General features: G+C 65.9%; 22 protein-coding genes. 3 read left to right on the top strand and 19 right to left on the bottom strand.

The annotated features are described in order from the left end of the window. Window positions 1–8: 8 nt before the first annotated feature. Window positions 9–3,320 (top strand): EAL domain-containing protein, encoded by a 3,312-nt coding sequence (locus tag QKY98_RS15890; RefSeq protein ID WP_284671227.1) that lies wholly within the window; start codon window positions 9–11, stop codon window positions 3,318–3,320. Between the two features lie 53 nt (window positions 3,321–3,373). Further along, complete coding sequence (locus tag QKY98_RS15885; protein WP_284671226.1) at window positions 3,374–4,324, top strand: aldo/keto reductase; 951 nt, start codon at window positions 3,374–3,376, stop codon at window positions 4,322–4,324. Between the two features lie 81 nt (window positions 4,325–4,405). Here the strand turns inward: QKY98_RS15885 and QKY98_RS15880 are convergent, their stop codons facing one another. Beyond that, complete coding sequence (locus QKY98_RS15880) at window positions 4,406–4,867, bottom strand: Lrp/AsnC family transcriptional regulator (RefSeq protein WP_007162437.1); 462 nt, start codon at window positions 4,865–4,867, stop codon at window positions 4,406–4,408. Between the two features lie 131 nt (window positions 4,868–4,998). On the opposite strand from QKY98_RS15880, the gene QKY98_RS15875 reads away from it, so the two are divergent. Continuing rightward, complete coding sequence (locus tag QKY98_RS15875; RefSeq protein WP_284671225.1) at window positions 4,999–6,147, top strand: aminotransferase class V-fold PLP-dependent enzyme; 1,149 nt, start codon at window positions 4,999–5,001, stop codon at window positions 6,145–6,147. Here the strand turns inward: QKY98_RS15875 and QKY98_RS15870 are convergent, their stop codons facing one another. The 18 genes from QKY98_RS15870 to QKY98_RS15785 form a co-directional block, all read right to left on the bottom strand. Beyond that, window positions 6,148–6,939: an amidohydrolase gene (locus QKY98_RS15870; RefSeq protein ID WP_284671224.1), complete on the bottom strand. Its 792-nt coding sequence runs from the start codon at window positions 6,937–6,939 to the stop codon at window positions 6,148–6,150. Continuing rightward, window positions 6,927–8,075 carry a pyridoxal phosphate-dependent aminotransferase gene (locus QKY98_RS15865; RefSeq protein ID WP_284671223.1) on the bottom strand — a complete coding sequence of 383 codons (1,149 nt, stop codon included), beginning with the start codon at window positions 8,073–8,075 and terminating at the stop codon, window positions 6,927–6,929. The genes QKY98_RS15870 and QKY98_RS15865 overlap by 13 nt, the downstream gene beginning before the upstream one ends. Before the next feature lie 380 nt (window positions 8,076–8,455). Further along, window positions 8,456–9,943, bottom strand: a complete 1,488-nt coding sequence (der, locus tag QKY98_RS15860; protein ID WP_007162433.1) for a ribosome biogenesis GTPase Der — start codon at window positions 9,941–9,943, stop codon at window positions 8,456–8,458. A gap of 78 nt (window positions 9,944–10,021) precedes the next feature. Continuing rightward, complete coding sequence (gene bamB, locus QKY98_RS15855; protein ID WP_027601482.1) at window positions 10,022–11,164, bottom strand: outer membrane protein assembly factor BamB; 1,143 nt, start codon at window positions 11,162–11,164, stop codon at window positions 10,022–10,024. Beyond that, on the bottom strand, window positions 11,164–11,805 hold the full coding sequence (locus QKY98_RS15850; protein WP_284671222.1) for a tetratricopeptide repeat protein: 642 nt from the start codon (window positions 11,803–11,805) through the stop codon (window positions 11,164–11,166). The genes bamB and QKY98_RS15850 overlap by 1 nt, the downstream gene beginning before the upstream one ends. Window positions 11,806–11,816: 11 nt before the next feature. Next, a complete protein-coding gene (gene hisS / locus QKY98_RS15845; protein WP_044341665.1) occupies window positions 11,817–13,124 on the bottom strand; it encodes a histidine--tRNA ligase in 1,308 nt (435 codons plus the stop codon). Between the two features lie 24 nt (window positions 13,125–13,148). Continuing rightward, window positions 13,149–14,261: a flavodoxin-dependent (E)-4-hydroxy-3-methylbut-2-enyl-diphosphate synthase gene (gene ispG, locus QKY98_RS15840; protein WP_007162429.1), complete on the bottom strand. Its 1,113-nt coding sequence runs from the start codon at window positions 14,259–14,261 to the stop codon at window positions 13,149–13,151. A 27-nt stretch (window positions 14,262–14,288) separates the two neighbouring features. Beyond that, window positions 14,289–15,266, bottom strand: a complete 978-nt coding sequence (locus tag QKY98_RS15835; protein WP_284671221.1) for a RodZ domain-containing protein — start codon at window positions 15,264–15,266, stop codon at window positions 14,289–14,291. Then, a complete protein-coding gene (pilW, locus tag QKY98_RS15830) occupies window positions 15,263–16,033 on the bottom strand; it encodes a type IV pilus biogenesis/stability protein PilW (RefSeq protein WP_284671220.1) in 771 nt (256 codons plus the stop codon). The genes QKY98_RS15835 and pilW overlap by 4 nt, the downstream gene beginning before the upstream one ends. 10 nt (window positions 16,034–16,043) lie before the next feature. Then, window positions 16,044–17,183, bottom strand: a complete 1,140-nt coding sequence (rlmN, locus tag QKY98_RS15825; protein ID WP_007162426.1) for a dual-specificity RNA methyltransferase RlmN — start codon at window positions 17,181–17,183, stop codon at window positions 16,044–16,046. A 93-nt stretch (window positions 17,184–17,276) separates the two neighbouring features. Then, window positions 17,277–17,708, bottom strand: a complete 432-nt coding sequence (ndk, locus tag QKY98_RS15820) for a nucleoside-diphosphate kinase (protein ID WP_007162425.1) — start codon at window positions 17,706–17,708, stop codon at window positions 17,277–17,279. A 91-nt stretch (window positions 17,709–17,799) separates the two neighbouring features. Further along, window positions 17,800–18,000, bottom strand: a complete 201-nt coding sequence (gene iscX / locus QKY98_RS15815) for a Fe-S cluster assembly protein IscX (protein WP_007162424.1) — start codon at window positions 17,998–18,000, stop codon at window positions 17,800–17,802. Between the two features lie 11 nt (window positions 18,001–18,011). Beyond that, complete coding sequence (fdx, locus tag QKY98_RS15810) at window positions 18,012–18,350, bottom strand: ISC system 2Fe-2S type ferredoxin (RefSeq protein WP_007162423.1); 339 nt, start codon at window positions 18,348–18,350, stop codon at window positions 18,012–18,014. A 7-nt stretch (window positions 18,351–18,357) separates the two neighbouring features. Further along, window positions 18,358–20,217, bottom strand: a complete 1,860-nt coding sequence (gene hscA, locus QKY98_RS15805; RefSeq protein WP_284671219.1) for a Fe-S protein assembly chaperone HscA — start codon at window positions 20,215–20,217, stop codon at window positions 18,358–18,360. A gap of 45 nt (window positions 20,218–20,262) precedes the next feature. Continuing rightward, window positions 20,263–20,784, bottom strand: a complete 522-nt coding sequence (hscB, locus tag QKY98_RS15800) for a co-chaperone HscB (protein WP_007162421.1) — start codon at window positions 20,782–20,784, stop codon at window positions 20,263–20,265. Between the two features lie 8 nt (window positions 20,785–20,792). Further along, window positions 20,793–21,116, bottom strand: coding sequence for an iron-sulfur cluster assembly protein IscA (iscA, locus tag QKY98_RS15795; RefSeq protein WP_007162420.1), 324 nt, complete (start codon window positions 21,114–21,116; stop codon window positions 20,793–20,795). Window positions 21,117–21,125: 9 nt separating this feature from the next. Continuing rightward, entirely contained in the window at window positions 21,126–21,512 is a 387-nt protein-coding gene (gene iscU, locus QKY98_RS15790; protein WP_007162419.1) for a Fe-S cluster assembly scaffold IscU, read from the bottom strand. A gap of 29 nt (window positions 21,513–21,541) precedes the next feature. After that, window positions 21,542–22,756 (bottom strand): IscS subfamily cysteine desulfurase, encoded by a 1,215-nt coding sequence (locus QKY98_RS15785; protein WP_144948228.1) that lies wholly within the window; start codon window positions 22,754–22,756, stop codon window positions 21,542–21,544. Window positions 22,757–22,777 lie beyond the last annotated feature (21 nt).

Here is a 22,777-nt window from a genome sequence, read left to right as displayed (position 1 = left end):
GATAGGCAATGACCTTCACTCTGTCGCGAAACACCTCTCTGCTGCGTGACGCCACCGCGCTGGCGCTGCTGTTCCTGATCAGTTCGGTCCTGTGCATCCTCTTCACCCGCCAGGCGTCCTCCACCGTGGCCACCCTCTGGTTGCCCAATGGCCTGGCGATCGCCTGGCTGCTGCGCTCGGCGCCCCGGCGCTGGCCGCTGCAACTGCTGGCGGTCTGGCCGGCCGGCGCCCTGGCCGAATTGCCCTTCAGTGGGGACCCGGCCATCGGCGCGCTCTATTCCCTACCCAATCTGGCCGAGATCCTGTTCGGCGCCTGGCTGCTGCATGGCCGCATCCTCCATCCCGAACGCAATGTCGCGGCCATGGGCCGACTGCTGTTCTACGGGGTGCTGGTGACGCCCCTGGCCGGTACCGCCCTGGGCACCCTGATCGCCGCTCAGCAGGGCAATCCCGAGCTGCTGCGGGTGGCCCTGCACTGGTACCTCGGCGACGCCCTCGGCCTGCTGGTGATGATGCCGCTGGCCTTTCTCGGCCGCCCGCTGCAGTGGCGGCAATTCAGTCGTCAGGGTGCCCGTGAGTTCATCGTCCTGCTGCTGATCAGCCCCGTGCTGGTGCTCGGCCTGCTGGCCTATGTGCCCTACCCCTTCGTCTACGTCTCCACCCTGCTGCTGCTGATGACCCTGAGGCTCACTGCCCTGGGTACCGCGGTGGTCGGCGGCCTGAACATCCTGATCTTCACCTACCTGGTGGCCCACGGTTATCTGCTCGGCGTTCGCGGCGCCACCCTGGTGCAGGAAGCCCTGACCTACATTCCCGTGGCCCTGATGCAGATTCCCCCACTGTTGCTGGCCGCCGCCGTGCAGCAGAGCCGTCACCACAACCAGCGCCTGGCGCGCAACGAGGCACGCTTTCGCCATGCCCTGAGCGCCGCGCCCTATGGCATGGCGCTGCTGTCGGTGGAGGGCCGCCTGAGTCAGGTGAATGCCGCCCTGGAGGCCATGCTCGGCTATCCGCGCCACAGCCTCGACGGCCGGTCGCTCAAGGAGTTGATCGCCGATGGCGAAGAACCCCTGACGATCGAGGAAGGCGAGCAGACCCGCCGTCTGCTGCACCGCGACGGCCAGGGACTGTGGATGCAACTGGCGCTGTCGCCCGACCATGATGATGGCGACCTGCTCACCGGCTATCTGCTGCAGGCCCGCGACATCGACGCCCAGCGCCGGGCCGAGGCGACCAACGCCCGGCTCCGCGAGCGGCTGCAACTGGCCATTCGCGCCAGCAACGTCGGCATCTGGGAATGGGATACCCGCAGTCCGGGCTTCAATGCCGATGCGCGGCTGAGAGATCTCTACGGCATTGCCCCCGACAATCTCAGCCGGGACATGGACTTCTGGCTCACCTTCATCCACCCGGACGACAAGGCGCGTTCGCTGGAGGTGTTCGACAAGGTCGCCAGCGAGTCGATGTTCTACACCTTCAACTTCCGCATCAACCGCGGCGGCCCCGGCGGCGAGGTGCGCCATATCCGCTCCGAGCTGATCTCGGTGGTCGAGGCCGACGGCCACGTACGCCTGGTCGGCAGCAACAGCGACGTCACCGAGCACCATCAGCTGACCACGGCGCTCTACGAGGAAAAGGAACGGCTGCAGGTCACCCTGGCCTCCATCGCCGACGCCGTGCTGACCACCGACATGGATGGACGCATCCTCTTTCTCAATCCGGTCGCCGAGCAGCTCACCGGCTGGTCGCTGGCGGATGCCCGGGGCCGGCCCCACGAAGAGGTGTTCCTCATCCACGACAGCCAGAGCGACGAGGTCCTGCCCAGTCCGGTGACCCGCTGCCTGCGCGAGCAGACCATCACCTCCCTGGACGAGGGCGCGGTGCTGCTCAGCCGCCAGGGTGAAAGGCACGAGGTGCAGGATTCGGCCGCGCCGGTGCGTACGGTGGATGGCCGCATCATCGGCGCGGTGCTGGTGTTCCAGAATGTCACCCATGCCCGCAACCTGCAGCGCGAGCTGAGCTACAACGCCTCCCACGACGCCCTGACCGGCCTCTACAACCGCCTGAAGTTCGAGCAGGAGCTGGACGCCGCCTGGCAGCAGGCCCAGGCCGGGACCGTCCAGCACGCGCTGTGCTTCATCGACCTCGATCGCTTCAAGGTGGTCAACGACTCCGCCGGCCATGCCGCCGGGGATCTGCTGCTGCGCGAACTGGGCACTCTGCTGCGGGACTCCCTGCGCGGCTCGGATGCCGTGGCGCGGATCGGCGGTGACGAATTCGCCCTGCTGCTGCGCGACTGCGATCTGGTGCAGGCCGAGGCCGTCGCCGAAAAGCTCATCGCCAGCATCGGCGCCGTGCGCTTCAACTGGCAAAGCCGGATCTATGACGTCGGCGCCAGCGCCGGCATCGTCGCCATCACCGCCGAAACCCCGAGCCCGGCCGAATTGATGAGTCAGGCCGACGTGGCCTGCTACACCGCCAAGCACGCCGGGCGCAATCGCGCGGCGCTCTATCGCGCCGGCAGCGAGGACGTCGAGCGCCAGCACCGCGAGATCCTCATGGCCAGCGGCCTGCGCGAGGCCCTGGAGCAGCATCGCTTCGAACTGCACGCCCAGACCATCGTCCCCACCCGGAGCCGCGGCGGCGCGGCGCAGCATGTCGAGTTGCTGCTGCGCCTGCGCGATGTCCAAGGCCAGCTGATCTCGCCAGCCACCTTCATCCCGGCCGCCGAGCGTTTCGGCCTGATGAGCAGCATCGACCGCTGGGTGGTGCGTCAGGTGCTGGTCGAGCTGGTGCCCTGGCTGCAGGAACGACCCGGGTTGCACGTGGGCATCAATCTCTCGGGCAACAGCCTGAGCGATCCCGACTTCCTGCCCGAATTGCTGGAGCTGATCGCGGCCTCGCCGCTGGATCCGCAGCGCCTGCTCTTCGAGCTGACCGAGACCGCGGTGATCAACAAGCTCTCGGTGGCCTCGGCGCTCATCAGCCAGGTCCGCGAACGCGGCTGCCGCATAGCCCTGGACGACTTCGGCGCCGGCCTCAGCTCCTTCGCCTACCTCAAGCACTTCCGCGTCGACTACGTGAAGATCGACGGCAGCTTCATCCGCAGCCTCGACCAGGATCCGCTGGATCGCGCCATCGTCGAGTCCATCAACCAGGTCGCCCACCACCTCGGCGCCGAGACCATCGCCGAATTCGTCGAGTCCCAGGCCACCTTCGAATTGCTCGGCACCATCGGCGTGGACTACGCCCAGGGCTATGCCCTGGGCAAACCCCTCCCCCTGCGGGAGTGGCCCGGGCCTACGCGCCTCGAACCTTGAGCCGCGGCCATCGGTCGTAACCTGCATGACTCCCCCAACCGGATGAGGATTCCATGCACACTCGTACCCTTGGCCACTCAGATCTCCAGGTGCCCCCGCTCTGCTTTGGTGGCAACGTCTTTGGCTGGACCCTGGACGAAGCCCAGTCCTTTCGCATGCTGGATGCCCTGCTCGAGGCGGGCCTGACCTTCATCGACACCGCCGACGTCTATTCGCGCTGGGCGCCGGGCAACAGCGGCGGCGAATCCGAGACCCTGCTGGGCAAGTGGTTCGCCCGCAGCGGCAAGCGCGACCAGGTGATCCTGGCCACCAAGCTGGGCATGGACATGGGCGAAGGTCGCAAGGGTCTCAAGGCCAGCTATGTGCAGCAGGCAGTGGAAGCCTCGCTCAAGCGCCTGCAGACCGATCGCATCGACCTCTATCAGGCGCACTGCGACGACGAGGACACCCCGCTGGAGGAAACCCTGGGCGCCTTCGCGCGGCTGGTGGAACAGGGCAAGGTGCGGGTGATTGGCGCCTCCAACTACAGCGGCCAGCGCCTGCGTGAAGCGGCCCAGGTCGCCGAACGCCTGGGCGTGCCGGCCTACCAGAGCCTGCAGCCCCACTACAACCTGCATGCCCGCCAGGACTACGAGACCGAGCTGGAACCCGTGGTCAAGGAACTCGGCCTGGGCGTGATCAGCTATTTCTCCCTGGCCAGCGGCTTCCTGACGGGCAAGTACCGCACCAAGGACGATCTGCAGGGGTCGCGCGCGGAGATGGTCAAGCGCTACCTGGACGAACGCGGCATGGCCATCCTGGCCGGCCTCGACGAGATCGCCGAGAAGCACGACGCCACCCCGGCCCAGGTCGCCCTGGCCTGGCTGATCGCCCGCCCCAGCATCACCGCGCCGATCGCCAGCGCCACCTCCCAGGCCCAACTGGACGACCTGGTGGCCGCCACCCGGCTGCAACTACCGGCCGACGACATCACCCTGCTGGATCAGGTCAGCGCCTATCGCTGAGGTGTCGCGGCCAGGGGCCGCTCCTACAGGCCTGATCCATACCCCGTAGGAGCGGCCCATGGCCGCGATAGCCCAATCCTCCTACCGCACATAATCCAGCGGCAAGGCGGTGCTGTACTTGATCTGCTCCATGGCGAAGCTGGAGCTGACGTCCAGCAATCCCGGTACCTGGATCAGCCGCTTGTAGACGCCATCGTAGGCGGCGATGTCCGGCACCACGATGCGCATCAGGTAGTCGGTATCGCCCGCCATGCGATAGAGCTCGACCACCTCCGGAATGGCCGCCACCGCCTCGTGGAAACGCTGCAGCCAGTCCATGGCGTGCTGATTGGTGCGTACCGAAACGAAGACCGTCACCCCCACGTTGAGCTCGCGGGGATCGAGCAGTGCCACCCGGGCGCGGATCACGCCCTGCTCCTCCAGCTTCTGGATACGCCGCCAACAGGCCGTGGTACCCAGGCCGATGCGTTCGGCGATATCGGCCACCGGTCGGGTGCTGTCCTGCTGCAAGATCTCGAGAATGGCGCGATCGAAGCGATCCATGAATTCATTTTCTCTACAACGGCTATTAGAAAGAATTCTATTCTGCTCGAAAGCTCAATGAGCGATAAAAAAGCAAATTTCTTCACGCGCGCCAGCGTTAGCCTAGGTCCATTCAAATGCCCGAGGCCGCCATGGACGCTTATCCCCTGTATTTCGATTACGCCGCCACCACCCCTGTCGACGATGTCGTCATCGAAGCCATGCTGGGCTGTATGGGGCGCCAGGGCGTCTTCGGCAATCCCGCCTCTCGCGGCCATGCCTTCGGCAACGACGCCCAGCGCGCCGTGGACACCGCCCGCCAGCAGGTGGCCGACCTGGTTGGCGCCCGGCCCGAACAGCTGATCTGGACCTCCGGCGCGACCGAATCCAACAATCTCGCGCTGCTCGGCGTGGCCCGGCGTCGCGGGCATGGCCATCTGATCACCAGTTGCCTGGAGCACCGAGCGGTACTGGATACCGCCGCCCAGCTGGAAGCCGAGGGCTTCACCGTCACCTACCTGGCGCCAGACGCGGCAGGCCTCATCACCCCTGAGGTCGTCGCCCAGGCCTGGCGAGCGGACACTTGCCTGGTCTCGCTGATGATGGTGAACAACGAGCTGGGTACCCTGACCGATATCGACGCCATCGGCCGGCTGGTGCGCGTCCGGGGCGCCCTCTTCCACGTGGACGCCGCCCAGGCCACCGGCAAGGTCGCCATCGACCTGGCCGGCCTGGAAGTCGATCTGATGTCCTTTTCCGCGCACAAGACCTATGGGCCCAAGGGCATCGGCGCCCTCTATGTCGGTCCGCGCGCCGAGGGTGCCCTGCAGGCGCAGATCCACGGTGGCGGCCATGAGCGCGGGCTGCGTTCCGGCACCCTGGCCACCCACCAGATCGTCGGCATGGGGACCGCTTTCGCCCTCGCCGGCCAGGCCATGGCGCGAGAGAACGAGCGTCTCGGCCAGTTACGCGAGCGATTCCTGGCCGGGGTACAAACCCTGAACGGCATGCGGCTCAATGGCTGCGCCCGGCAGCGCATTCCCCACACCCTGAATCTGACCTTCGCCACGCCGCTGGACACCGCGGCGCTGCAGCGGCAGCTGGCCTTCTCGACCACCTCGGCCTGCAGTTCGGCCAAGGCGGCGCCCTCCCATGTGCTCCTGGGCCTCGGCCTGACCGCCGAACAGGCGGCACGCAGCTACAGATTCAGCCTGGGTCGCTACACCACCGCGGCGGACGTGGACCAGGCCATTGCCCTGATCCACCAGCATGCCGCCCAGCCAGCGCCCTTCTGGGCCTGATCAGTCCAGGCGGAAGGCATCGGCATCGCGCTGCGCCGGAAAGCGCTCGCGATAGGCCGTGAGGGCTGCGGCCGACAGCGTGGTGTGGAAGATGCCGGATTCCACGCCGGCGTCGATCAGGGGCTCCCCCTGGAAGTCCAGCACCTGGCTGTCACCGGCATAGGGATGACCGTTGCCGTCGCTGCCGATCCGATTCACCGCAGCGACATAGCAGAGATTCTCGATGGCCCGTGCCGGCAGCAGGCGATTCCAGTGGCCGCGCCGCGGCGCCGGCCAGTTGGCCACATAGAGCAGCAGATCGGTGTCGTCCTGGGCGCGACTCCAGACCGGGAATCTCAGGTCGTAGCAGATCAGCGGGCGGATCAGCCATCCCTTGAGCGTCACCCGCAGTCGCTGCTCGCCCGGGGCATAGTGCTCGTGCTCGCCGGCCATGCGAAACAGATGGCGCTTGTCATAGTGCTGCAACTCGCCATCCGGCGTCGCCCACAGCAGGCGATTGCGGTGCTGTCCAGCCGCGTCCCGCACGATCAGGCTGCCGGTGACCACCGCGCCGAGCCGCTGCGCCTGTTCGCTCATCCAGGCCGCCGTCGGCCCGTCCGCGGGCTCGGCGAGCGCGGCCGATTCCATGGAAAAGCCGGTGGTGAACATTTCCGGCAGGATGATCAGGTCGGTCTCGCCCACGTCCCTCAACAGCGCCTCGAAATGGGCACGGTTGGCGGCCGGGTCGTGCCAGGCCAGTTCGCTCTGTACCAGCGCCAGGCGCAGGTCCTGGATGGGGGTCAGATCGCGCATAGCCGCTCCGCTGCCTGGCGCAGGGTGTCTTCGCGCTTGGCAAAGCAGAAGCGCACCAGGCGCAGGTCCGCGGGTGGCGCCTGGTAGAACACCGACAGCGGAATGGCGGCGACGCCATGCTCGCGGGTCAGCCATTCGGCCATGGCCACGTCGTCCAGCTCCGGGCGGATGGCGGAGTAGTCGACCACCTGGAAATAGGTGCCGGCGGCGCGCTGGAAGGTGAAGCGCGAGTTGCCCAGCAGATCGCAGAAGAGATCGCGCTTGGCCTGGTAGAAGCCCGGCAGCTCGCTGAGATGCTCGGGATGGACGGCCATGAAGTCGGCCAGGGCGGCCTGGATCGGCGTCACTCCGCAGAAGCTCACGTACTGGTGCACCTTGCGCAATTCCGCCGACAGCGCCGGTGGCGCCACCACATAGCCGGTCTTCCAGCCGGTGACGTGATAGGTCTTGCCAAAGGAGCTGACCACGAAGGCGCGGGCATAGAGTTCGTCGTGGGCGATGACGCTGGCATGGCGCTCGCCGTCGTAGACCAGGTGCTCATAGACCTCGTCGCTGACCAGATAGAGATCGCGCCCGCGGATCAGCGCGGCCAGGCGGTCCAGCTCGGCGGCGCTGACCAGGGCGCCACTGGGGTTGTGCGGGGTATTGAGTACGATGGCACGGGTGCGCGGACTCAGGGCCGCCTCCAGCGCCGGCCAGTCGATACCAAAGCCCGGCAGCGCCAGGGGCACGTGCACGCAGCGCCCGCCGGCCAGTTGCACCGAGGGTTCATAGCTGTCGTAGCAGGGATCGAAGACGATCACCTCGTCACCTGGCCGCACCAGCGTCTGCAGGGCGCAGAACAGGCCCTGGGTGGCGCCGGGTACGATGGTGACCTCGGTCTCGGCATCCACCTCTCGGCCATAGAAGGCGGCGACCTTGGCTGCCACCTGCTGGCGCAGCGCCGGCAGCCCGGTCATGGGCGCGTACTGGTTGTGGCCGGCCGCGACATGGCGACCGACCGCCGCGAGCAACTCGGCCGGGCCATCGAAATCGGGAAAGCCCTGGGACAGATTCAGCGCACCGGTCTGGGCGGCGAGCTGGGACATGCGGGTAAAGATGGTGACGGCGAGGCCGGGAAGCTTGCTCTGGATCATCGCGCGGGCACAGGTCTGGCTGGAAGGAGATCGGCAGACTGCGATTTTTTGTGCGAGAGGGCAAGTAGTGCTAAGCCGATCAGCCAGCCAGCGGTCTAGGCATAGCCTGGGTACAAGGCCTGACCCAAACATCCCCTCTCCCTCTGGGAGAGGGCCAGGGTGAGGGCAACCGCAGGCAGTCAGGTCACCCCTTGGCGACGCGAAGGGGACAAGGCTACGATCTTTTTCACTGCTAGGCCGTCGCAGGGATCACCCTCACCCCAACCCTCTCCCGAAGGGAGAGGGGGAAGTTCGGTGCGCGAGGAGCCTCCTCGCCAGAATCCGCTAACAAAGAGAAAGGGGGCTATTAAGCCCCCTTCCCTTCAAAACGCCCGACCGGCTTACCGCCGCTTGTCCTTGCGCTTCTTCTCGGCCTTCTTGTGGTGGCTCATCAACCGGCGCTTCTTGTTGACCTGGCGCTCGGTGAGGGTGTTCTTCTTGCCCTCGAAGGGGTTCTCGCCACCGCGGTATTCGATGCGGATCGGCGTCCCCACCAGCTTGAGCACCCGGCGATAGGTCTTTTCCAGGTAGCGGGTATAGGACTTGGGCACCGCTTCCGTCTGGTTGCCGTGGATGACGATCAGCGGCGGATTGGCGCCGCCCAGGTGGGCATAGCGCAGCTTGATGCGGCGTCCGCTGACCATCGGCGGCTGGTGCTCCTGCACCGCGTCCTCGAGGATCTGGGTCAGGCGGCTGGTGGGCCAGCGGGTGGTGGCCGAGGCGAAGGACTGCTGCACCGACTTGTACAGATGGCCTACGCCGGTGCCATGCAGCGCCGAGATGAAGTGGATGTCGGCGAAGTCGACAAACAGCAGCCGGCGTTCCAGCTCGGTCTTGACGTAGTCACGCTCGCCGGACTCCATGCCGTCCCACTTGTTGAGGGCGATCACCAGGGCACGACCGGTCTCCAGCACGAAGCCGAGCAGGTTGAGGTCGTGCTCGACCACGCCTTCGCGGGCGTCCATGACAAAGATCACCACGTTGGCGTCCTGGATCGCCTGCAGCGTCTTGACCACCGAGAACTTCTCGACCGCCTCGAAGACCTTGCCACGCCGGCGCACGCCGGCGGTGTCGATCAGGGTGTAGCGTTCTTCGTTGCGCTCGAAGGGGATGTAGATGCTGTCGCGCGTGGTGCCGGCCTGGTCATAGACGATGACCCGCTCTTCGCCGAGCATGCGGTTGACCAGCGTCGACTTGCCGACGTTGGGTCGACCGATCACGGCGATCTTGATACCGGTGGTCTCGTCGATGCCCTGCACGCGGCGGAAGACGTCACCGCCCTCTTCCGCGGCCGCCCGCACCTGCTCCTCGGAGAGCTCCTCGACCTCGACCTCGTCCTTGGGGAAGACGCCCAGGGCGGCTTCCAGCAGGTTGTTCACGCCACGGCCGTGGGCCGCCGCGATGGGAAAGGCATCGCCGATGGCCAGCGGGCTGAATTCCGCCCGGGCGATCTCGGGATCGACGGTGTCGACCTTGTTGGCCACCAGGAAGGTGCGCTTGTTTCTCTTGCGCAGGTGCTCGGCGATCATCTGGTCGGCGACGGTCATGCCGTCGCGGGAGTCCACCAGGAACAGCACCGCATCGGATTCTTCGATGGCCTGCAGCGACTGCTCGGCCATCTTCAGGTCGATGCCTTCCTCGTCACCGGAGATACCGCCGGTGTCGACCACGATGTAGGTGCGTCCCTGCCACTTGGCTTCGCCGTACTTGCGATCGCGGGTCAGGCCGGCGAAGTCGGCGACGATGGCGTCCCGGGTCTTGGTCAGGCGATTGAAAAGCGTGGATTTGCCGACGTTCGGCCGCCCCACCAGGGCAATTACGGGAACCATGCGGCTCTCCCAGAGCAGAAAACACGATGGCCGCTACCGAACTTCACGGTAGCGGCCATCGGTTGAGGATAATAGTTTCTAGCGCAGACGATAGGCGACGAGTTTACCGCCATTGCCGTAAACGTAGAGCATATCGCCGACGACCAGTGGCCGTACCCGGACGCCGTCACCGTCGACCTTGGTGCGACCGACGAAACGCCCATCGACCTGGCTCAGCAGGTGGATGTAGCCGGCGTAGTCGCCCACCACCACGTTGCTCGACCAGACCACCGGCCCGGTGAGCTGGCGACGGGCCAGATCGGCATTGGTCCAGAGCGCGGAGGTTGAGGATTCCTCGACGGCTTCCACGGTGCCGTTGTCCAGGCTCAGGTAGACGTTGCCGAAGCCTTCGGCCACGCCGTCGTAGCTGGAGGCGTCACGCTGCCAGAGGATCTGGCCGTTGGCCGGATTGAGCGCGACCACGCGGCCGTTGTAGCTGACCACATAGAGGGTGTCGCCCGACAGCGAGAGGCCGCCGTCCACGTCGACGATGCGCTCCAGTTCGGAACGGCCCTTGGGCACGGCGATCTGCTGTTCCCACAGCGGCAGGCCACGCTGCACGTCCAGGGCGACCACCTTGCCGCTGGCGAAACCGGCCATCACCACCTGGTTGGTGACCAGGGGGGCACCGGTGCCTCTCAGACTCAGCACCGGCTGGGTGTCTTCGTAGATCCAGCGACGGGTACCGCTGCCCAGTTCGAAGGCCTGCAGCTTGTCGTCCTGGGACTGCACCACCACCACGTCGTTGTTGACGACCGGAGCGGACAGCACCTCGCTGGAGGCCTGGGCGCGCCACTTCTCGTCGCCGCTGCCGGCGTCGAGGGCGATGACCTGGCCACGCAGGGTACCGACCAGCACCAGACCGGAACCGACCCCGACGCCGCCGGAGACCGGCAGGTCCAGGTCCTTCTTCCACAGCACCGCACCGGTCTCGCGATTCATCGCCATGACCCGGCCATCGGCATCGGCGGCAAAGATGGTCTGGCCGTCCACGGCCGGGACCAGGCGGTTGTATTCCTTGCCCTGGCCATCGCCCACCGAGCGACTCCAGACTTCATCCAGCCGGACCTCGGCCTTGATGTCCTTCAGCTCGGCCGGCGGCAATTCCTTCTTGCCGGTGCTGCTGCACCCGACGACCGCAAGGGCGAGACCCAGTACCGCGATAGGCTTCCAGCGCAACATCAGGCGTCTCCTTTGGCGAGATCATCGAGTTTCATCTGCAGCACGCCTTCGGCTGCATCGTTGGGCAGCGCGGCGCGGGCTTTTTCGTAGGCGGCGCGGGCCTCGGTCGGCTTCTTCAGCGCCACCAGCAGATCGCCACGCAATTCTTCGCGGTTGGCGACATAGGCCTTGGGCGCCTCGCCGTCCAGCAGCTTGAGGCCCTCTTCGGCCTTGCCCTCGGCCGCCAGCACCCGGGCCAGACGCTGCCGCGCCAGCTCGCCGAGTTCGGCATCGTGGGGCTTGTCCACCACGGCCTTGAGTTCGGCGGCGGCGTCGTCCAGGCGATTGTTCTCCACCGCCACCTTGGCGACGAAGAGACTGCCGTACTGGGCGTAGGCAGTGCCGGAATAATCCTGCTTGAGCTTGCTGTAGGTATCGGTCACCCGCGCGGTGTCGACCTTGCCACCGGGCGCCAGCGCGGCTTCCACCAGCTGCTGATAGAGCACCGAGGCGCCTTGCGCCTGGTTGTTCTGATAGCGCTGCCAGCCCTGCCAGCCGAGTACCGCCACCAGGGCGATGACGCCACCGGCCACCAGCGGCTTGCCGTTACGCTGCCACCAGGCCTTGGCGACCACCAGATTGTCGTCGTCGATGGAACTCAAATCCGTTCTCCTCAATTCCCGCGACCGGAACCGGCCGGGGGCAAAATCTCGTCCAGACGAGCGGCCAGGGCCGCGAAATCGACCTTTTCCTGGGGCGCCTCGCCACGCAGCGGCTTGAGCGCCACCTGTTGCGCGGCCAGTTCGTCATCACCCAGGATCATCGCCCAGAGCGCGCCGCTCTTGTCCGCCTTCTTGAACTGGCTCTTGAAGCTGCCGGCACCGGCGTTGACCAGCAGACGCAGGTCGGGACGGGCATCGCGCAGCTGCTCGGCCAGCTTGAGGCCGGCCAGTTCGGCCGCCTCGCCAAAGGCGCAGAGATAGAGATCGGCGGGGCGCTGCAGATCACCGGGCAGGCACTCCAGGGTTTCCAGCAGCAGCACCAGGCGCTCGACGCCCATGGCGAAGCCGACGCCCGGGGTGGGCTTGCCGCCGAACTGGGTGATCAGGCCGTCGTAGCGGCCACCGGCGCAGACGGTGCCCTGGGCACCCAGCTTGTCGGTGACCCACTCGAAGACGGTCCGGCCGTAGTAGTCCAGGCCACGCACCAGCTTGGGATTGATCTGGTAGCGGATGCCGGCGGCGTCCAGGCGGGCCTTGAGGCCATCGAAGTGGGCGCGGGATTCGTCGTCCAGGTAATCCGCCAGGGTCGGGGCGTCCTGCAGCAGCGCCTGGGTCTGGGCGTTCTTGCTGTCGAGGATGCGCAGCGGATTGGTGGTCAGGCGGCGCTGGCTGTCTTCGTCGAGTTGCTCGAAGCGTTCCTGCAGATAGGCCACCAGGGCTTCGCGATAGCGCGCGCGGTCGGCGCTGGAACCCAGGCTGTTGAGCTGCAGGGTGACGGCGTCGGTCAGCCCCAGGCGCTGCCAGAGGCGCGCGGTGAGCACGATCAGTTCGGCGTCGATGTCCGGACCGGGCAGGTTGAACACCTCCACGCCGATCTGGTGGAACTGGCGATAGCGACCCTTCTGCGGCTTCTCGTAGCGGAACATCGGGCCGGCGTACCAGAGCTTCTGCACCTGGCCACCGCCGGTCATGCCGTGTTCGAGCACGGCCCGCACGCAACCCGCGGTGCCTTCCGGCCTCAGGGTCAGGGACTCTTCGTTGCGGTCGAGGAAGGTGTACATCTCCTTGTCCACCACGTCGGTGCCCTCGCCGATGCCCCGGGCGAAGAGTTCGGTGAACTCCATGATGGGCAGACGGATCTCGTGGTAGCCATAGCCGTCGAGCAGCGTCGCGAAGGTACGTTCCAGGTAGCGCCAGGCCGGGGTCTGCTCCGGCAGGATATCGTTCATGCCACGGATGGCTTGCAGGGACTTGCTCACGAAAGGGCCTTATTCCTTGATCTTTCAGCTGCGCGCGATGAGCGCGGCATCCGCTTCGGCCTTTTCGGCCGCCTTGCGGCGGATGAGCCCTTCCAGCTCGTCCACCAGATTGTCGTTGTTCAGCTTGGAGGCCGGCTTGCCGTCGATGTACACCAGGTTGTTGGGCGTACCCCCGGTCAGGCCGACATGGGCCTCCTTGGCTTCGCCGGGGCCGTTGACCACGCAACCGATCACCGCGACGTCCAGGGGCACCAGCAGGTCCTCCAGGCGCCCTTCCAGTTCGTTCATGGTCTTGACCACATCGAAGTTCTGCCGCGAGCAGCTCGGGCAGGCGATGAAGTTGATGCCGCGCGAACGCAGGCGCAGGGATTTCAGGATGTCGAAACCGACCTTGATCTCCTCGACCGGATCGGCCGCGAGCGAGATGCGGATGGTGTCGCCGATGCCCTCGGCCAGCAGCATGCCCAGGCCCACGGCGGACTTCACCGTACCCGAGCGCAGGCCACCGGCTTCGGTGATGCCCAGGTGCAGCGGCTGCTCGATGCGGGTGGCCAACTGGCGGTAGGCGGCCACGGCCATGAAGACGTCGCTGGCCTTCACGCTGACCTTGAAGTCCGGATAGTCCAGCTTCTCCAGGTGGTCGACGTGGCGCATGGCCGATTCCACCAGGGCTTCCGGGGTGGGCTCGCCGTATTTCTTCTGCAGGTCCTTTTCCAGCGAACCGGCGTTGACGCCGATGCGGATCGGAATGCCGCGCTCGCGGGCCGCGTCGACCACCGCCCGGACCCGGTCTTCGCGACCGATGTTGCCGGGGTTGATGCGCAGGCAGTCCACGCCCAGTTCGGCCACGCGCAGGGCGATCTTGTAGTCGAAGTGGATGTCGGCCACCAGCGGCAGGCTGACCCGCTGCTTGATGCGACCGAAGGCTTCGGCGGCGTCCATGTCGGGCACCGAGACGCGCACGATGTCGGCACCGGCGTCCTGCAGGCGCTGGATCTGCGCCACGGTGGCGTCGACGTCGCAGGTTTCGGTGTTGGTCATGCTCTGCACGGCGATGGGGGCATCGCCGCCGACCGGCACCGAGCCGACCCAGATCTTGCGGGACAACCGACGTTTGATGGGCGATTCGCTATGCATGCTGGTTTCCCATGGGGTCGCCGGACGTCATTGTCCGGCCTGACCGAGTTTGATGCGGGCGGTCTCGCCCTTGGTGTAAGGCGCGAGGTCGACGACCTGGCCGTTGTAGGAGATCTGGGCACCGCGGGCAAAGCCGAGACGGATGTTCACCGGCGCCTTGATCGAGGCGTATTCGAGGCTCTCGCCGCCTTTCTTCACGCCGCTGAAGAGGATCTTGCCGTTACCGTCGCTGACCTGCGTCCAGCAATTGGCGGTGAAGCGGATGTTCAGGTTGTCGCTGCCGGCGACGGGCGCCGCGGCAGGGGCGCTGGCCGGCGCGGCCGGGGTCGCGGCGGCGGGTGCCGTGGGCGCTGGCGAGGTCGAACCCGTGACCGGAGCCGGGCTGGGCGCAGCGGTCGGGGCGGTCATGGCGGCGACGGCATTGGCATCCGGCGTCGGCGTGCCCACCGGGGACGGCAGGGTGGCGGCCGGCTGCTGGGCGGTGACCGGGGGCTGTTCTTCCGGCTCGTCGATGGGATGGATCTCGGTCTTGCCGTCGGCGCCCTCGACCTCGACATGCTCCATGCTCACGGCACTGGCGCTGGAGGCCTGGCGACTGCGCTCCTGCCACCAGAACAGGCCCATGGCGATGATCAGCACCACCAGGATGAAACTGACGAATCTCAGGACATTGCGCGACAACCGCACCGGCTCGTCGAGACGCCCCAGGCTGTGCACGGTGCTGCCCTTGGCATCGGTGCCGGTGTAGCCGTCGAAGGTCCGCACCAGTTCGACCTGGTCCAGGCCGAGCAGCTTGCCGTAGGCCTTGGTATAGCCGCGGGCAAAGGTGTGCCCCGGCATCTGCTGATAGTTGCCGGACTCGAGCTGCTCGATGATGCGCTCGCTGAGATTGAGATTCTGGGCGACCTGGGCCTGGCTCCAGCCAAGCGACAGGCGCTTCTGACGCAAGATCTCACCGGGATTGCCCCGTCCGGCGTGTACCGCTTCGGATTGCACTGCGGTCATTTCTGCTCCGACTGAAGTTGACGATATTCAGGTGAGTTCGGGTAGAGGCGCTTCAGCTGCAGGGCATAGCTCGCGGCGGTGTTGCGATCATTGAACACCTCGGCGAGGCGGATCCCGAGCAACAGGCTGCGGGCATCCTGGGGACTGAGCTGGCTGAAGGCCTGGTAATAGCTCCGGGACGGCACATAGTCGCGCGTCTGGTAGGCCAGTTGAGCCAATTCGAACAGGGCCCTGGGCTGATTGCGATCCAGCCGCAGGGATTTTTCCAGATTTTCCTTGCCCAAGTCGACCTGATTGAGTCGCAGGGCGGTCAGGCCGAGATTCTCGAACACCCGGGCGCGCTCGGGGTAGAGACTGTCTTCGGCGGCCTGGGTGAAACGTTCGTAGGCATCCTTGTAGCGCCCCTGCTCATAGAGGAAGCTGCCATAGTTGTTGAGGATGCGGGCATCGCGGGGCCGCTCGCGCAGGGCCAGGCGGTATTCCTGATCGGCCAGGCCGGTCTCGCCCTGGGCCTGGAACACCAGCCCGAGGGCGGCATGGGCGTCGGCGCTGGACGAATCCAGCTCCAGCGCCTTCTTCAGCGGCACCTTGGCCTGTTCGGTGTTGCCCTGCTGGACATAGCCGAGGCCGAGCTGGATGTAGGCATCACGGGCCTGCATCCGCCCCTGGCGGGTATCCATGGGATTGCGGTCGCCCTCGGTCACGCAGCCGGCGAGGCCGCCGACCACCAGGGCGAGCGCGACAGCCGCAAAGCGCGTGATCGCCATGGTCGCGCCCTCAGCCCTGGAGCGGCGTTACGGTTTCGGCACCGTCGAGCTGGCGAACGGCGATATAGCGCTGGCTGCGGCGGGTGCGGTCCATGACCTGGCCCACCAGCTGGCCGCAGGCGGCGTCGATGTCGTCACCGCGGGTGGTGCGCACCGTGACGTTGAAACCGGCCTGCTGCAGCAGCTCCTGGAAACGGCGGGTGGCGTTCTTGCTCGGCCGCTCGTACCCGGAGTGCGGGAAGGGATTGAAGGGAATCAGGTTGATCTTGCAGGGCACGTTGCGCAGCAGCTCGATCATCTGCAGGGCGTGCTCGGGCAGATCGTTGACGTCCTTGAGCAGGGTGTACTCGATGGTCAGGACGCGTTTCTCGCCAAGTTGGCCGATGTATCTCTGGCAGGCGTCGAGCAGCATGGCCAGGGGATACTTGCGGTTGATCGGCACCAGCTCGTTGCGCAGCTCGTCGTTGGGCGCGTGCAGCGACAGCGCCAGGGAGACGTCGATCTGCTTGGCCAGCTCTTCGATCATCGGCACCACGCCCGAGGTGGACAGGGTCACCTTGCGCTTGGAGATGCCGTAGCCGAGGTCGTCCATCATGATGCGCATGGCGGCAACGACGTTGTCGAAGTTCAGCAGGGGCTCGCCCATGCCCATCATCACCACGTTGGTGATGGCACGGTCGATCTTGGCGGGCACGCTGCCAAAGGACTTGTTGGCGATCCACACCTGGCCGATCACCTCGGCGGCGGTGAGGTTGCTGTTGAAGCCCTGCTTGCCGGTGGAGCAGAAGCTGCAGTCCAGCGCGCAACCGGCCTGGGACGACACGCACAGGGTGCCGCGGCCGTTCTGCGGAATGTAGACGGTCTCGACGCAGCTGCCGGAGGCGACACGGATCACCCACTTGCGGGTGCCGTCGCGGGAGATGTCCTCGCTGACGATCTCGGGGCCACGGATCTCCGCGGCGGCCTTGAGCTTTTCCTTGAGCGCCTTGCCCAGGTTGCTCATGGCGTCGAAATCATCGATGCCGAAGTGATGGATCCACTTCATGACCTGGCCGGCGCGAAAGCGCTTCTCCCCGATGGACTCGAAGAACGACTCGAGTTGCGGCTGGGTCAGGCCCAGCAGATTGACCTTATCGGTGGCTGTGGTCATGGGATCACCTCGACGAAATCTGTTTGAAGCCCGCGCAGGGCGCGGGCGGTGCCAGGAAGGCGGGCTGGCCGCTTCCCTGGCCAGCGCTCATCCTTAGCGGATGCGCTCGCAGACTTCGGTGGCTGCGAAGAAGTAGGAGATCTCGCGAGCGGCGGACGCTTCGGAGTCCGAACCGTGGACGGCGTTCTCGTCGATGGAGACGGCGAAGTCGGCACGGATGGTACCGGCGTCGGCCTTCTTGGGATCGGTGGCGCCCATCAGCTCACGGTTCTTGGCGATGGCGTTGTCGCCTTCCAGCACCTGGACCACGACCGGACCGGAGGTCATGAAGGAGACCAGGTCCTTGAAGAAGGGACGCTCTTTGTGTTCGGCGTAGAAGCCACCGGCTTCGCGCTCGGACAGCTGGACCATCTTGGCAGCGACGACGCGCAGGCCAGCCTTCTCGAAGCGGGTGACGATCTCACCGACGACATTCTTGGATACGGCATCGGGCTTGATGATCGACAGGGTACGTTGAACAGACATGTGAACTCCGAATGTGGGAATAGAGCAAAAACGAAACCCGCGGATTATACGCGGGTCCCGGTGAAAAGCGTAGCGCGGTACGGGCGATGCGTCAGGCGGACTCTTCGATCCAGGCGGCCTGGATGGCCTCCAGCACCTTCTCGCCACCCCGCTGGGGATCGTCGTCGAATTCCGGCAGCTCCACGACCCAGTTGCGCAGCTTGAGGAAATTCACGTAGCGCGGATCCACGTCGGGATGGGCGTCGTTGAGTTCGATGGCGATATCCAGCACATCGGTCCATTTCAGTGCCATGACAGCTGTCCTCAGTGACCTTCGGAAACCTGGTTGATGGTGTAGCGCGGAATCTCCACCACCAGGTCTTCGCTGCCAACTACCGCCTGGCAGGACAGGCGCGAACGCATCTCCAGGCCCCAGGCCTTGTCCAGCATGTCGTCCTCGAGTTCATCGGAAGGCTCGAGGGAGTCGAAGCCTTCCTGGATGACCACGTGGCAGGTGGTGCAGGCACAGGACATCTCGCAGGCGTGCTCGATGTCGATACCGTTGCGCAGGGCCGCGGCGATGATGGTTTCGCCTTCGCTGGCTTCGAAGACCGCGCCCTCGGGGCAGTGCTCGGCGTGGGGCAGCAGGGTGATCTGCGGCATGATGGAACTACTCCTCGATATCGTTGAGACGGCGACCCGCCAGGGCCGCCTTGACCGAGGCGTTCATCCGCCGGGCGGCGAAGGCATCGGTCACGTGAGAAAGACGCTTAGTCTGGTCTTCGAGCGCCTGGACGTCGGTGGCGTCCAGCAACTCGGCCAGCCGGCCGATTTCCAGCTCGATCACCTGACGCTCCTCGGCGTCCAGCAGGCGCTCGCCATCGGCGGCCAGCGCGGCGGTGACCGCCTCGATCAGCCGCCGGGCCTCGACCTGCTGCTCGCGCAGCGCGCGGGCCTGCATGTCGTCTCCGGCATGGCGGAAGGAGTCCTGCAGCATGTTGGCGATCTCGCCATCGGTCAGGCCATAGGACGGCTTGACCTGGACGCTGGCTTCCACGCCGCTGGACAGCTCGCGGGCGCTAACGCCGAGCAGGCCGTCGGCATCGACCTGGAAGGTGACGCGGATCTTGGCGGCCCCGGCGACCATGGGCGGAAAGCCACGCAGCTCGAAGCGCGCCAGGGAACGGGCGTCCTTGACCAGTTCGCGCTCGCCCTGCAGCACATGCACCAGCATGGCGGTCTGGCCGTCGCGATAGGTGGTGAAGTCCTGACCCCGCGCCACCGGAATGGTGGTGTTGCGCGGAATGATCTTTTCCATCAGGCCGCCCATGGTCTCGAGTCCCAGGGACAGCGGGATGACGTCCAGCAGCAGCAATTCTTCGCCCGCGCGGTTGCCGGCCAGGGAATCGGCCTGCAGGGCGGCGCCGATGGCGACCACGCGATCCGGATCGATGTCGGTGAGCGGGGTGCAGTCGAACAGCTCGCCCACGGCTTCACGGACATAGGGCACGCGGGTGGAACCGCCGACCATGACCACGGCGCGGATATCCGCTGGCTCCACGTCCGCATCGCGCAGGGCACGGCGACAGGCCTTGAGGCTGCGCGCGACCAGGGGTGCGATGAGGTCCTGGAAGGTGCTGCGGTCCAGCACGCCCGACCAGTCGCCGTGACTCACCTCGACGCGCTCGGCGGCCGACAGGGCTTCCTTGGCGGCGCAGGCGCTCTGCAGCAGGCGGCGCTGGGTGCCCGGATCCAGATCGCTGGACAACCCGGCCTGCTGGACGATCCAGCCGGCGATGGCGTGATCGAAGTCGTCACCGCCCAGGGCACTGTCGCCACCGGTGGCCATGACTTCGAAGACGCCGCGAGTCAGGCGCAGGATGGAGATGTCGAAGGTGCCGCCCCCCAGGTCGTAGATGGCGACCACGCCCTCCTCGCCCCGGTCCAGCCCATAGGCCACGGCCGCCGCGGTGGGTTCGTTGAGCAGGCGCAGGACATTCAGGCCGGCGAAGCGGGCCGCGTCCTTGGTCGCCTGGCGCTGGGCATCGTCGAAGTAGGCCGGCACGGTGATGACGGCGCCGACCAGCTCGCCACCCAAGGTGGCTTCGGCGCGCTCGCGCAGCACCCGCAGGATGTCGGCGGAGACCTCTACCGGACTTTTGCGCCCGGCAGCGGTATCGATGAAGGGCATTTCCGATTCACCGGCGACGAAGCGATAAGGCAACTGCTCGCCCAGCTGCTTGACGTCGGCGATGCCACGCCCCATGAGGCGCTTGACGGAAAGAATGGTATTGAAGGGGTCCTGGGCGGCAGCGGCCTTGGCGCCCGCCCCCACCTCCACGCCAGCGGCGGCGTAGCGCACGGCGGACGGCAGGATCACCTCGCCCTGCATATCGGGCAGGGTCTCGGCCACGCCACTGCGGACGGCGGCCACGAGGGAATTGGTGGTGCCCAGATCGATGCCCACCGCCAGCTTGCGCTGGTGCGGCTTGGGCGCCATTCCGGGTTCGGCTATCTGCAATAGAGCCATTGGCTAGTCGGCTTATGGTTGTCGGTGCCGGAGCGACACCTGTGATTAATCGTCCAGACGCTCTTCGAGCTGGCGGATCTCGCTGGCCAGCTTGTCGAGAAACTGCATGCGACGGACCAGGCGCTCGGCAGACTCGCGTTGGGCGGGATCCTGCCAGATCGCGGCGAAGGCCTGCTCGATGTCACGCTGCGCATCCTTGAGGCGCTGGCGGAAGGCGGGAATGCCCGCGCTGTCGCCGGCGTCCTGCAGGTCTTCCAACTCCTCGCGCCACTGCAATTGCTGCATGAGGAAGTCGGTGTCCTGGATGGTCGCCTCGAGCGGCATCTCGTGCCCTTCGAGCTCCAGCAGATAGCGCGCGCGGCGCGACGGAGCGCGCAGCACGTGATAGGCCTCGTTGAGCTCGGCCGACCGCTCCAGCGCCTGGCGTCTTTCGCGCTCCGGCGCATCGGCGAAGCGATCCGGATGGACCGTGCGGGCCAGATCGCGATAGCGCGAGGCCAGACCCGCCTGATCGATCTCGAAGGCGGGCTTGATCTCGAACAGGGCGAAGTGACAGGGCTTACCCATGGCGGGCCTCAGATGTTGAAGCTTTCGCCGCAGCCACACTCGCCACGCACGTTGGGATTGTTGAACTTGAAGCCCTCGTTGAGGCCTTCACGCACGAAATCCAGCTCGGTGCCGTCCAGGTAGACCAGGCTCTTGGGGTCGATGATGACCTTGACGCCATGGCTTTCGAACACCTGGTCCTCGGCCGCGAATTCATCGACGAACTCGAGTACGTAGGCCAGTCCCGAGCAGCCCGTGGTACGAACGCCCAGGCGGATGCCTTCACCCTTGCCGCGTCCGTCGAGGGAACGCTGCACGTGGCGGGCGGCGGACTCGGTCATGCTGATCGCCATGGTTCCTCCTCAGAGCAGGCCTTTCTTCTGCTTGTAGTCGCTGACCGCCGCCTTGATGGCGTCTTCGGCGAGTACCGAGCAGTGGATCTTCACCGGCGGCAGGGCCAGTTCTTCGGCGATCATGCTGTTCTTGATCGACGCCGCTTCCTCGATGCTCTTGCCCTTCATCCACTCGGTGGCCAGGGAGCTGGAGGCGATGGCGGAGCCGCAGCCGTAGGTCTTGAACTTGGCATCTTCGATGATGCCCTGCTCGTTGACCTTGATCTGCAGGCGCATCACGTCGCCGCACGCGGGAGCGCCGACCATGCCGGTGCCGACATCCGGATCAGCCGCGTCGAACTTGCCGACGTTGCGCGGATTTTCGTAGTGGTCGATGACCTTTTCACTGTATGCCATGGTTCAATCCTCACTCATCAGGGGGTGGGTCAGTGGGCTTGCCACTCGACCTGACTCAGGTCTACGCCTTCTTTGAACATGTCCCACAGCGGAGACAATTCACGCAACTTGTTGACGGCTTCGGTGACCTTGCTCGCGGCATAGTCGACGTCTTCTTCGGTGGTGAAGCGACCGAAGGTGAAGCGGATGGAGCTGTGCGCCAGCTCGTCGTTGCGGCCCAGGGCGCGCAGGACGTAGGACGGCTCCAGGGAGGCCGAGGTACAGGCCGAACCGGACGAGACCGCCAGGTCCTTGAGCGCCATGATCAGCGACTCGCCTTCGACGTAGTTGAAGCTCAGGTTCAGGTTGTGCGGCACACGGTGGATCAGGCTGCCGTTCAGGTAGACCTCTTCCAGGCCTTCGAACTGCCGGTAGAAGCGATCGCTCAGGGCCTTGATGCGGGCATTTTCCTGGACCATCTCTTCCTTGGCGATGCGGAAGGCTTCGCCCATGCCGACGATCTGGTGGGTCGCCAGGGTACCCGAACGCATGCCACGCTCATGACCGCCACCATGGGTCTGGGCCTCGATACGCACGCGCGGCTTGCGGCGGACGTAGAGAGCGCCGATGCCCTTGGGACCGTAGGTCTTGTGCGCCGAGAAGGACATCATGTCGACCTTGAGCTTTTCCAGATCGATCTCGACCTTGCCGGTGGACTGGGCGGCATCGACGTGGAAGAGCACGCCACGGGAACGGGTCAGCTCGCCGATGGCGGCGATGTCGTTGACGGTACCGATCTCGTTGTTGACGTGCATGATGGACACCAGGGTCGTGTCGTCACGCAGGGCCGCCGCGACCATCTCGGGGGTGATCAGGCCGTCTTCGCCCGGCTCGAGATAGGTGACCTCGAAGCCTTCGCGTTCGAGCTGGCGGGTGGTGTCCAGCACCGCCTTGTGCTCGATCTTGGAGGTGATCAGGTGCTTGCCCTTGTTCTGGTAGAAGTGCGCGGCGCCCTTGATGGCCAGGTTGTCGGACTCGGTGGCACCGGAGGTCCAGACGATCTCGCGCGGGTCGGCGTTGACCAGTTCGGCCACCTGACGACGGGCGTTTTCCACGGCTTCCTCGGCCTTCCAGCCGAACAGGTGGGAGCGCGATGCGGGGTTGCCAAAGTTGCCGTCCACCAGCAGGCACTCGCTCATCTTCTGAGCGACGCGCGGATCGACGGGTGTGGTGGCGGAATAGTCTAGGTAGATCGGCAATTTCATCGGTTACTCCTAATCAGACGG

The sequence above is a fragment of the Pseudomonas sp. HR1 genome, from assembly GCF_030175875.1.
GTDB classification, from domain to species: domain Bacteria; phylum Pseudomonadota; class Gammaproteobacteria; order Pseudomonadales; family Pseudomonadaceae; genus Chryseomonas; species Chryseomonas oryzihabitans.
The sequence above is the reverse complement of the archived record's forward strand: the minus strand, read 5'-3'. Positions and strand labels throughout refer to the sequence as shown.

Coding starts and splice junctions, on each gene's coding strand:
- QKY98_RS15890 (WP_284671227.1), top strand. CDS start 9: ATGACCTTCACTCTGTCGCGAAACACCTCTCTGCTGCGTGACGCCACC.
- QKY98_RS15885 (WP_284671226.1), top strand. CDS start 3,374: ATGCACACTCGTACCCTTGGCCACTCAGATCTCCAGGTGCCCCCGCTC.
- QKY98_RS15880 (WP_007162437.1), bottom strand. CDS start 4,867: ATGGATCGCTTCGATCGCGCCATTCTCGAGATCTTGCAGCAGGACAGC.
- QKY98_RS15875 (WP_284671225.1), top strand. CDS start 4,999: ATGGACGCTTATCCCCTGTATTTCGATTACGCCGCCACCACCCCTGTC.
- QKY98_RS15870 (WP_284671224.1), bottom strand. CDS start 6,939: ATGCGCGATCTGACCCCCATCCAGGACCTGCGCCTGGCGCTGGTACAG.
- QKY98_RS15865 (WP_284671223.1), bottom strand. CDS start 8,075: ATGATCCAGAGCAAGCTTCCCGGCCTCGCCGTCACCATCTTTACCCGC.
- der (WP_007162433.1), bottom strand. CDS start 9,943: ATGGTTCCCGTAATTGCCCTGGTGGGGCGGCCGAACGTCGGCAAATCC.
- bamB (WP_027601482.1), bottom strand. CDS start 11,164: ATGTTGCGCTGGAAGCCTATCGCGGTACTGGGTCTCGCCCTTGCGGTC.
- ispG (WP_007162429.1), bottom strand. CDS start 14,261: ATGCATAGCGAATCGCCCATCAAACGTCGGTTGTCCCGCAAGATCTGG.
- QKY98_RS15835 (WP_284671221.1), bottom strand. CDS start 15,266: ATGACCGCAGTGCAATCCGAAGCGGTACACGCCGGACGGGGCAATCCC.
- pilW (WP_284671220.1), bottom strand. CDS start 16,033: ATGGCGATCACGCGCTTTGCGGCTGTCGCGCTCGCCCTGGTGGTCGGC.
- rlmN (WP_007162426.1), bottom strand. CDS start 17,183: ATGACCACAGCCACCGATAAGGTCAATCTGCTGGGCCTGACCCAGCCG.
- ndk (WP_007162425.1), bottom strand. CDS start 17,708: ATGTCTGTTCAACGTACCCTGTCGATCATCAAGCCCGATGCCGTATCC.
- iscX (WP_007162424.1), bottom strand. CDS start 18,000: ATGGCACTGAAATGGACCGATGTGCTGGATATCGCCATCGAACTCAAC.
- fdx (WP_007162423.1), bottom strand. CDS start 18,350: ATGCCGCAGATCACCCTGCTGCCCCACGCCGAGCACTGCCCCGAGGGC.
- hscA (WP_284671219.1), bottom strand. CDS start 20,217: ATGGCTCTATTGCAGATAGCCGAACCCGGAATGGCGCCCAAGCCGCAC.
- hscB (WP_007162421.1), bottom strand. CDS start 20,784: ATGGGTAAGCCCTGTCACTTCGCCCTGTTCGAGATCAAGCCCGCCTTC.
- iscA (WP_007162420.1), bottom strand. CDS start 21,116: ATGGCGATCAGCATGACCGAGTCCGCCGCCCGCCACGTGCAGCGTTCC.
- iscU (WP_007162419.1), bottom strand. CDS start 21,512: ATGGCATACAGTGAAAAGGTCATCGACCACTACGAAAATCCGCGCAAC.
- QKY98_RS15785 (WP_144948228.1), bottom strand. CDS start 22,756: ATGAAATTGCCGATCTACCTAGACTATTCCGCCACCACACCCGTCGAT.